This is a genomic window from Mycobacterium talmoniae, assembly GCF_001854525.1.
Classification (GTDB): Bacteria; Actinomycetota; Actinomycetes; order Mycobacteriales; family Mycobacteriaceae; genus Mycobacterium; species Mycobacterium talmoniae.
Window position 1 is genome coordinate 1 of record NZ_MLQM01000208.1, and the last position, 8636, is coordinate 8636.

The window sequence follows — 8636 nt, forward strand, 5'->3', positions numbered from 1 at the left end:
CTATGAGATGGCATACGCCGCCACCGTGCCGCCGCCGCTGATCGCGGCCAACCGCGCCCAGTTGACGAACTTGATCGCGACCGACCTTTTGGGGTTGAACACCTCGGCGATCGCGGCGGTGGAGGCGACCTACGCCGAGATGTGGGCCCAGGACGCCGCGGCGATGTACGGCTACGCGGCGTCCTCGTCGGCGGCGACCAGGCTGACCTTGTTTAGCCAGCCGCCGAACGCCACCGGCTCGGCGGGCCAAAGCAGCGCCGCAGCACCGTCTCAGGCGAACCTCGCGCAGCTGATCTCGGGGGTCCCGCAACGGCTGCAGGCGCTCGCGTCGGGCGGCACCGCGGCGACCTCGGCGGCCCAGGGTTCGGCGACAGACCCGTTGGCGGGACTGCTGACCGGTTTCAGCGACTTCAACACGGTGGCGTCACCGGTGAGCCTCGCCGCAGGTTTCAGCCGCACCTACACGTCGGCGGGCAGCATGTTCTACGCCGCCAAGCGGGATTTCGAGACACACAACCCGGCTGCGCCACCCAAGCCAACCGCCCAACCCGAGCCGGCCACGCGTCCGGTCGGCGCCGCCCCCGCAGCCGTCGAACCCACACCCGGGACCCTCGGCAGTCCGGTGCGCGCCACCATGGGCGGGGCCGCACCGGTCGGCGGATTAACCGTTCCGCGGAGCTGGGCCCCGCCGTCGTCGGCAGCCCTGCTCGGCAATGAGCCGATCTGGGTGCCCGAATCCACTCTCGGGGCCGCCCCCGCGGTGGAGACCGAAGAATCCACCGCCATGATGGGCGCGGCACCGGCCGCGGGGATGGGTCGGACGGCCGGGACGGCGGCGCGGTCCACCGTCAGCAGCGCATTGCGGGTCGCGCCTCGGCGCTTCAAGATGCCCCGTTCCCCGGTCGGGGGATAGCGCCCGCTCGCTTCACCGGACGCCAACAGCGCTCGCGGCCCGCGGCCGCGGTCGCTGCGAAAGGTAATGTCAATGCTTGATTTTGGGGTGCTGCCCCCCGAAGTCAACTCGGCGGCCATGTACGACGGTGCCGGGCCGGGATCCCTGATCGCCTCGGCGTCGGCCTGGACCACGCTAGCCGCCGAGCTGCATTCGACCGTGGCCGGGTACCAGGCGGCCAAGGTCGAGCTGGCGGGTAGCTGGCGGGGGCGCTCGTCAACATTGATGGACGCCGCGTTCGCCCGCTATCTGGCGTGGCTGAGCCACACCGCCGGCCAAGCGCAGCAGACCGCCGAGCAGATGTCCGCCGCGATCGCCGCGTACGAGGCGGCGGTGGCCGCCATCGTGCCGCCGCCGGCGATCCAGAGCAATCGGGCCGCGTTGACGACGCTGACCGCCACCAACGCGCTGGGGCAGAACACCCCGGCGATCACGGCCGTGGAGGCGGACTACGCCGAGATGTGGGCGCAAGACGCCGCAGCAATGTATCGCTACGCGGCGTCAGTGGCGGCGGCATCCGAACTCCCGGTGTTCGGCTCGCCCCCGCCGGTCAGCCACCCGGCGCAGCAATCCGGTCACGGCCCCGCGCTGGCGCACGCCGCCGGGTCGTCGACCACCGGACACGTCCAGTTGATGTCGGCGATCACCCAGCAGCTCCATGCCCTCGCGTCGGGCGGAGCGACGAAATCGGGTGCGGCGGAGACGGTTCCCGGATTGCTGCAAGGCGTCAAGGACTTCAACACCGTGACCGGCCCGCTGCAGCCGGCCTGGCAGGTCGCGTACGCGGCGAATCGATGTGTGAATTTCCTCTACGCGATGAAAAGTGACCTCGAGGCACACAGTGCGGCTGCTCAGACCAACCCGGTTCCGCAGCTGGCCAGCGCGCCAACCGGCACGACGGTGCCCGGTCGCGGTCCGGTGCTGGCCAGTATGGGCTGCGCGCCGGCGGTCGGCGGATTATCGGTTCCGCCGAACTGGGCGCCGGCCACGCCGATGGCCGGCACCGCGGCGGATTTGCCTTCGGCGGGAATGCGTGTCCGGGCGCTTCCGCTGTGGGCGCAGGATCCCTTGGCGAACTCCTCGGGCGGGTCCCCGATGTGGGGACCGGGACCGCCGCGCGGCAGCCCGGTACAGCCGCTGAGCAAGAAGGTATTGCGCATGCGCACCAACCGGTTCACGATGCCGCGGCCCAGCGTCGGCGGCTAGCGTTCGGTGGCCCGCAGGCTCAGCGAGATCACCAGTCGCACATCCGGATCGGCCAGCGACATGGACAGCAGCTTCTCGACGCGCCGTACCCGGTAACGCACGGTATTGGGGTGCACCTGCAGCTGTGCGGCAGCGGCGGCGATGTCGCCGAAACTGTCCAGGTAGACCCGCAGCGTGTCGGCCAGTAGCGGGTGCTGTTCGCGGAGCGCCCGCACCCGCGGATCAACCAGCCGGTCGTCGATGCGGCCGACGATCTCGTCGAGCAGCACGGTGGTGCGGGCCTCGTCGAGCGAGGTGACCTCGGCGATGGCCGCCGGATGACGACCGGCGCTGTCGAACACCCGGTCCACCCCGGCGCGTGCCGACGCCGCCGCGGCCAGCCCGACCAGCGGGGCGGCGATCACGGCCCGCAGCTCCAGGTGCAGTTCGCGGCGTAGCGCGGCGACGGTGCCGCGCACCCAGGACGCCACGGTTGACGGGGCTGGGGTCTGCGGTAACACCACATACACCCGGTCGTCGACCGAGGTGACCTGGGCGTCGAACCTAAACGCGGTGGCGCTCAACGCAATCACATCGGCGGGCGCGCCGTGAAAACCGATCACCGCGGCGCGCCCGTCCACCCTGACGCCGAGCTCGCGGGCCAGCACGGCCAGGTCGACGTCGTCCGGCTCGGCCAACCCGAGCAGCTGCTGTACCCGCAGCGCGCGTGTCGACGGACGAGCCGCCAGCCGGGCCATGATCCGCTCGGCCAGCACCGCCGCGCCGTGCAGCACCTGCTCGGCGTCGTCGGCCAACGGGTGCGATCCCTGTTGCACCCAGATGGTGCCCACGAACTCCGGGGCCCGCCGGGCCGGGCCCGATCGGCGATGGATGCCGATCGCCAGCCGCGGCTGCAGACCCAGCTCGGGGCGCCGACCCACCCGGACGACCGTCGGCTCGGCGCGTAGCGCGTCGAAAATGCCTGCCTTGGCAATCCATTCCAGATGCTCGGGCGGCCCGGCCCGGCCCAGGATGGACAGCCGGCGCAGTTCGTCGGCTTCTTCGGACGCCGAGTACGCCAGCACGTGCGACTGCGCGTCTTCGATGCTGACCATGCCGTGGGTGCGGTTGGCGACGGCCTGCGCCAGGCCGAACAGGTCGGTGTCGCTTTCAACCGGGTCGGCGTGATCGCCGTGGTGCTCGAGGACATGGTGGACCAACCGGTAGAGCCGCTCCCAGCGCGCCCGCGGGTCGACGGCGACCACCGCGATCCCGGCGGCGACGGCCCGGGCCACCACCGGCTCGGAGGGTTGCTTGATGAAGATCGCCACCGGGCGACCGGTCTGGGCCTCGATCCACTCCAGCGCGCCACCCTCGGCCACACCGAGCAGGAAGAACACATCCGCGGACCCGGCGCCCGGCGCCAACCCCAGCCGCACGTCGTCGGAATCGATCAGGGTCGCCGAAGACACCGGCAGATCCAAGCCGCGTGGCGCATCGACCAAGTGCGCCACGGTCGCATCCAGGGCGAGCAGCAGTTGACCCAGCCCCACACCGGTAGCCCGCATATTGTCTGATCCTACTAATCAGATGTAAAAATTTGTGGGATCAGCTAAAACCGGGGTGGTCGGCGTCGAGGATCCTGGCGGCATGGACGCGATCACCCAGGTACCGCTTCCGGCCAACGAGCCGGTTCATGACTACGCACCCCACAGCCCGGAACGCAGCCGGCTGGTCGCGGCGTTGGACGCCCTGGCCGCCGACCCCATCGACCTGCCGCACGTCATCGCCGGCGAACACCGCCTCGGCGCCGGGGAACGCATGGACGTCGTCCAGCCGCACCGGCACAGCCACCGGCTGGGCACGCTGACCAACGCCACCCACGCCGACGCCACCGCGGCGATCGAGGCGGCAATGGCCGCCAAGAACGACTGGGCGGCAACCCCGTTCGACGAGCGGGCGGCGGTGTTTTTGCGGGCCGCCGACCTGCTGGCCGGGTCGTGGCGGGAGACACTGGCGGCGGCCACCATGCTGGGCCAGTCCAAATCCGCTTACCAGGCCGAGATCGACGCGCCGTGCGAACTGGTCGACTTTTGGCGGTTCAACGTCGCCTTCGCCCACCAGATCCTGGCGCAGCAACCGATCAGCACCCCGGGGGTGTGGAACCGGCTGGACTACCGCCCGCTGGACGGGTTCATCTACGCGATCACCCCGTTCAACTTCTCGGCCATCGCCGGCAACCTGCCGACCGCGCCGGCGTTGATGGGCAACACCGTGGTGTGGAAGCCGTCGATCACCCAGACGTTCGCCGCGTACCTCACCATGCAACTGCTGGAGGCGGCCGGGCTGCCGCCCGGGGTGATCAACCTGGTCACCGGCGATGGGTTCGCGGTTTCCGATGTGGCGCTGGCCGATCCGCGGCTGGCCGGCATCCATTTCACCGGCTCGCCGCCGACCTTCCAGCAGCTGTGGCGCCGCGTCGGCACCAATATCGAGCACTACCACAGCTATCCGCGCATTGTGGGGGAGACCGGCGGTAAGGACTTCGTGGTCGGCCATGCCTCGGCGCGGCCCGAGGTGCTGCGCACCGCCTTGATCCGCGGCGCCTTCGACTACCAGGGCCAAAAGTGCTCGGCGGCCTCCCGGGCGTTCGTCGCCCGCTCGGCGTGGCAGCAGATGGGTGACGAGTTGCTGGACGCCGCCGCCGAACTGCGCTATGGCGACGTCAGCGACTTATCCAACTACGGCGGCGCGCTGATCGACGCGCGCGCCTTCGCCAAGAACGTCGCCGCGATCGAACGCGCCAAGAGCGCCGCGCGGATCACCGTCGCGGTGGGCGGCGAATACGACGACAGCGAAGGCTATTTCGTGCGGCCCACGGTGCTGCTGTCCGACGACCCGACCGACGAGGCGTTCGGCTGTGAATACTTCGGGCCGATCCTGGCGGTCTACGTCTACCCCGATGACGCCTACGAGCAGATCCTCGACCTCGTCGACACCGGGTCGCGCTACGCGTTGACCGGCGCGGTGGTCGCCGACGACCGCGCCGCGGTGCAGACCGCGCAGGACCGGCTGCGGTTCGCCGCGGGCAACTTCTATATCAACGACAAACCGACCGGCGCGGTGGTGGGCCAGCAGCCATTCGGCGGCTCCCGCGGGTCGGGCACCAACGACAAGGCCGGGTCCGCGCTCAACCTGCTGCGTTGGACGTCGGCGCGCGCGATTAAGGAGACGTTCGCCCCGCCGACCGAGCACAACTATCCGCACATGGCGGCGCCGTAATGACCGGCGTCTTCGCTAGGAGCGCACGCCCGGCGCTGCTGGCCGCCAGCCGCTCGGACCTCCTGCGTCGCACCGCGCAACGAATCCCGGTGACCCGCAAAGTGGTACATCGGTTTGTGCCCGGCGAAACGTGCGCGGAGGCGCTGGACATTGCGGCGCGGCTGCGCGCCGGCGGGCGCTATGTCAGCCTCGACTATCTGGGCGAGGACGTCGCCGACCTCGTCGACACCGCCGCGATCGTCGCCGCGTACGGTCACCTCCTGGACGCGCTGGCCCGGCGCGCCGACGCCGCCCCGGGCGGCGTGCCGCCGCTGGAGGTGTCGGTCAAGCTGTCCGCGCTGGGGCAAGCGTTGGACCGCGACGGCGAGAAGATCGCCCTGGAAAACGCCCACACCATCTGCGAGCGGGCCGCCCAGGCCGGGATCGGGGTGACCATCGACGCCGAGGACCACACCACCACCGACTCGCGGCTGTCGATCGTCGCGCAGTTGCGGGCCGACTTCCCGTCGCTGGGCACCGTGGTGCAGGCCTACCTCAAGCGCAGCACCGGGGACTGCCAACAGTTGGCCGCCGCGGGGGCGCGGATCCGGTTGTGCAAGGGCGCCTATGACGAACCCGGCGCGGTGGCTTTCCGCGACGGCGACACCATCACCGATGCCTATCTGCGGTGTCTCCGGATTCTGATGGGCGGGTCGGGGTATCCGATGGTGGCCTCCCACGACCCCGCCGTGCTCGCCGCCGTGCCTGCCCTGGCCGCCCGATCCGGGCGCGGCGCCGGCGGTTTCGAGTACCAGATGCTGTATGGCATCCGGGGCGCCGAGCAGCAGCGGCTTGTCGACGCGGGTCAGCAGGTGCGGGTGTACCTGCCGTTCGGCACCCACTGGTACGGCTACTTCCTGCGCAGGTTAGCCGAACGGCCCGCCAACCTCGCCTTCTTCCTGCGCGCGCTGGCGGAACGAGCGAGGTGAGCGCAAATCAGCGCCTGAGCAGGGCGTCGAGTTCCGGCGCGTCACCACCGGTGAGCCGGCGGTGCATGGCCCAGGCGATCCGGGCGGCTTGGACTTTCGCCTGCTCGGCGACCGGACCGCGGTACATCTCGTCGACGGTGGCCGTCCAGGTGGTCAGCCAGCGGATGAAGTGGTGCGCGGACAGCGGCGTGTGCTGGTGAACGTGCCGGTGGGCGGTCAGTGCGCTGCCCTTGTAGCGTCCGGCGCGGAACAGCACCGTCTCCCAGAAGTCGGCCATCACCGGAATGTGGGCGTCGAGCCCGGTGACCTCTCGCACCTCGGTGAACGGGTCGGCCAGGACGTCATCGACGAGCACCTGGCCGTAGAAGCGGCGCAGCAGCGCCTCCACGTCGGCGCGGTCGGTCAGGTCGGCGCAGCTGCGCTCCAGCAGCTCAGTCATCGGCGCGTACCCGGGCGATGCACAGTTCCGGCTCGGCAAAGGGTTCAAGGTCGGCGTGCAGGGCCGCATCGGGGCCGCCCGCGAGCAGCCCGCGCAACAGCCCCAGGTGGACGCCGCAGGTCACCTCCGGATGGGAGCGGGCGAGGTCGCGCACGGGGCAGCCGTGCAGGCGGATGAGTTGCTCACCGGCGGCGCCCGGGGCGGGTTCGGGGCCGAAGCCCATCCGCTCGAAAACCCGCACGGTGCTGGCGATCTGCTCGTCGCTGACCGGAACACGCTGCGGCGCAGCGCCTTCGCTGGCCAGGATCCGCGCCGCCCAGCGCTGCCCGGCGCGCTGCGCGCGTCGTTGCCGCTGCTCGGCGGTCGCACCCAGTTCCAGGGCCAGCACTTCGGCAAAACTGCGATAGTCCAGTCGACCCTGTACGGCGACATATCCGGTCCGGGGACGGCCCACGCCGGCCTGCTTGATCCGGGTGCGTGCCACCGCCCCCTCCTCGCACAGCGCATCCAGGTGGAACCGCACCGTGGTGATGTGCAAGCCCATCCGGTCGGCGAGTTCGGCGGCGTCCACCGCGCCGTCGTGCTCACGCACCAGCTGCAGCACCCGCTCCCGCTGCCGGTTGCGCGGCCAGCGCTGCGGTCGGCCGCCGCGGCCCTGGGTCGGCACCCTACCTCCCGCACTGTCAATTTAACGGACACGTTTCATTAATAATATCAGTCCGGTGGTGACTGCTGCGACCCCGCGGCGCCGCCACCCGGTAGCCTCGCTGGCGTGCTGTTGACCTCGCTGAATCCGGACGGACGCGACCTCGCCGACGCGGTGCGCATCGACGGGGTGACGCTCAGCCGCGCCGATCTGATCGGGGCGGCGACCGCGGTGGCCGAACGCGTCGGCGGCGCCGAACGGATCGCGGTGCTGGCCACCCCGACGGCGTCGACCGTGCTGGCGATCACCGGCTGCCTGATCGCCGGTGTGCCCGCGGTGCCGGTGCCCGCCGACGTCGGCGCCGCCGAACGCCGCCATATCCTCACCGACTCCCGCGCGCAGGCCTGGCTGGGGGAGGCGCCCGACGACCTGGCCGGCTTGCCGCACATCCCGGTTCGGCTGCACGCGCGGTCCTGGCATCGTCATCCCGAGCCGGCGCCCGACGACGTCGCCTTGGTCATCTACACCTCGGGCACCACCGGACCGCCCAAGGGCGTGCAGTTGAGCCGGCGCGCGGTGGCCGCCGACCTGGATGCGCTGGCCCAGGCCTGGCAGTGGACCCCCGACGACGTGCTGGTGCACGGGTTGCCGCTGTTCCATGTCCACGGTCTGGTGCTGGGTCTGCTGGGATCGCTGCGGGTGGGAAACCGGTTCGTGCACACCGGGAAACCGACACCGGCCGGATACGCCGAGGCGGGCGGGTCGCTGTACTTCGGGGTGCCCACGGTGTGGTCGCGGGTGGTGGCGGACACCGCAGCCGCCGCGGCGCTGCGCTCGGCGCGGCTGCTGGTGTCGGGCAGTGCGCCGTTGCCGGTGCCGGTGTTTCAGCGGCTGGCCGAACTCACCGGCCACTCGCCGATCGAACGGTACGGCAGTACCGAATCGCTGATCACGGTGTCCACCCGGGTCGACGGGGAACGCCGCCCGGGCTGGGTGGGGCTGCCGCTGGACGGGGTGCAGACCCGGCTGGTCGACGACGACGGCGGCCCGGTTCCGCATGACGGGGAAACCATTGGGCGCCTCCAGGTTCGCGGTCCGACACTGTTCGATGGCTACTTGAACCGCCCGGACGCCACCGCCGAGGCGGACGACGGCGACGGCTGG

8 protein-coding genes are annotated in these 8636 nt (G+C 70.9%); 5 read left to right on the forward strand and 3 right to left on the reverse strand.

Translation table 11 applies throughout. The features are described from left to right. Together BKN37_RS30240 and BKN37_RS24135 are read left to right on the forward strand one after the other, a co-directional pair. On the forward strand, positions 1 to 913 hold a 913-nt coding region (locus BKN37_RS30240; protein ID WP_083342016.1), incomplete at its 5' end, for a PPE family protein. 72 nt (positions 914 to 985) lie between these two features. After that, complete coding sequence (locus BKN37_RS24135) at positions 986 to 2158, forward strand: PPE family protein (RefSeq protein ID WP_071029458.1); 1173 nt, start codon at positions 986 to 988, stop codon at positions 2156 to 2158. On the opposite strand, the gene BKN37_RS24140 is transcribed toward BKN37_RS24135, so the two are convergent. Then, positions 2155 to 3705: a PucR family transcriptional regulator gene (locus tag BKN37_RS24140; protein WP_071029459.1), complete on the reverse strand. Its 1551-nt coding sequence runs from the start codon at positions 3703 to 3705 to the stop codon at positions 2155 to 2157. The genes BKN37_RS24135 and BKN37_RS24140 overlap by 4 nt on opposite strands. Positions 3706 to 3787: 82 nt before the next feature. Here BKN37_RS24140 and pruA point away from each other — a divergent pair, with 82 nt between their 5' ends. Together pruA and BKN37_RS24150 are read left to right on the forward strand one after the other, a co-directional pair. Beyond that, positions 3788 to 5419, forward strand: a complete 1632-nt coding sequence (gene pruA, locus BKN37_RS24145; protein ID WP_071029460.1) for an L-glutamate gamma-semialdehyde dehydrogenase — start codon at positions 3788 to 3790, stop codon at positions 5417 to 5419. Then, complete coding sequence (locus tag BKN37_RS24150) at positions 5419 to 6387, forward strand: proline dehydrogenase family protein (RefSeq protein WP_071029461.1); 969 nt, start codon at positions 5419 to 5421, stop codon at positions 6385 to 6387. The genes pruA and BKN37_RS24150 overlap by 1 nt, the downstream gene beginning before the upstream one ends. Before the next feature lie 7 nt (positions 6388 to 6394). On the opposite strand, the gene BKN37_RS24155 is transcribed toward BKN37_RS24150, so the two are convergent. Both BKN37_RS24155 and BKN37_RS24160 read right to left on the reverse strand, forming a co-directional pair. Then, a complete protein-coding gene (locus BKN37_RS24155) occupies positions 6395 to 6826 on the reverse strand; it encodes a group III truncated hemoglobin (RefSeq protein ID WP_071029462.1) in 432 nt (143 codons plus the stop codon). Next, positions 6819 to 7493: a helix-turn-helix transcriptional regulator gene (locus BKN37_RS24160; protein WP_071029463.1), complete on the reverse strand. Its 675-nt coding sequence runs from the start codon at positions 7491 to 7493 to the stop codon at positions 6819 to 6821. Before BKN37_RS24160 ends, BKN37_RS24155 begins: the two co-directional genes overlap by 8 nt. A gap of 105 nt (positions 7494 to 7598) precedes the next feature. On the opposite strand from BKN37_RS24160, the gene BKN37_RS24165 reads away from it, so the two are divergent. After that, a partial coding sequence (locus BKN37_RS24165) for an AMP-binding protein (protein WP_071029464.1) occupies positions 7599 to 8636 on the forward strand: 1038 nt, incomplete at its 3' end.

Coding starts and splice junctions, on each gene's coding strand:
- BKN37_RS24135 (WP_071029458.1), top strand. CDS start 986: ATGCTTGATTTTGGGGTGCTGCCCCCCGAAGTCAACTCGGCGGCCATG.
- BKN37_RS24140 (WP_071029459.1), bottom strand. CDS start 3,705: ATGCGGGCTACCGGTGTGGGGCTGGGTCAACTGCTGCTCGCCCTGGAT.
- pruA (WP_071029460.1), top strand. CDS start 3,788: ATGGACGCGATCACCCAGGTACCGCTTCCGGCCAACGAGCCGGTTCAT.
- BKN37_RS24150 (WP_071029461.1), top strand. CDS start 5,419: ATGACCGGCGTCTTCGCTAGGAGCGCACGCCCGGCGCTGCTGGCCGCC.
- BKN37_RS24155 (WP_071029462.1), bottom strand. CDS start 6,826: ATGACTGAGCTGCTGGAGCGCAGCTGCGCCGACCTGACCGACCGCGCC.